The organism is Pauljensenia sp. UMB0895, assembly GCF_030218905.1.
Taxonomy (GTDB): Bacteria; Actinomycetota; Actinomycetes; order Actinomycetales; family Actinomycetaceae; genus Pauljensenia; species Pauljensenia turicensis_A.
Genome location: NZ_JASOQR010000021.1, coordinates 1 through 551, shown reverse-complemented (window position 1 = coordinate 551; position 551 = coordinate 1). Strand labels below are relative to the sequence as shown.

At 50.1% G+C, this 551-nt stretch carries 1 protein-coding gene and 1 pseudogene; both read right to left on the bottom strand.

Features of this window, described 5'->3' with window-relative positions; all coding sequences use genetic code 11:
- Positions 1-200: pseudogene (locus tag QP503_RS08810) on the bottom strand (hypothetical protein); the annotation flags it as partial.
- Positions 178-408 carry a hypothetical protein gene (locus QP503_RS08805; RefSeq protein WP_285101632.1) on the bottom strand — a complete coding sequence of 77 codons (231 nt, stop codon included), beginning with the start codon at positions 406-408 and terminating at the stop codon, positions 178-180. The pseudogene QP503_RS08810 and the gene QP503_RS08805, both read right to left, overlap by 23 nt.
- Between the last annotated feature and the right edge of the window lie 143 nt (positions 409-551).

The window sequence follows — 551 nt, the reverse complement described above, 5'->3', positions numbered from 1 at the left end:
GGATTAAGGAAAAGCTCGTAATCGAAACGGACGATAAGGAAACGTTCGACGCGAATATCGCCAAACAGGCTTATTGCCGGTGGGTTTTCTTTTCTGAGTGCTTGCCTCACTATCGAAAACCCGGGGTCAATTAGCTCCCCAATCCGCTGTAGATGTGCCGCAAACGCATCGACTCGCTCATCCAAGTGTTCGTTCACCACGGCACAACTCCTCGAAGCGATCTAAGCCTTTCATTTCAACATAAGCATCAGACTCTTTTGGTCCAAGCTGGTAGTTATCGGCGCGCCAGTCGAATTCTTCGCGGGTCATTCTGACCTCCTGCAAGATTTCTTCTTTGCGCTCGAGAACCTCCTCCAGCGAGTTGTAAACACGGTCTGGTAAGCACAGCCGATCCTCGGCAATATCCATTTGTCTCACTCCTTCAATCGCCTCATGGCGAAGTAGTTACGTGTGCTGCTCTGTCATTCTTGCACGGTATGCAAGCGCAAAAAAGTCCCATCCACAACCTGTGGAAAAACGGGGAGCAATTCTGTGGATAACTTCGGGTCCGT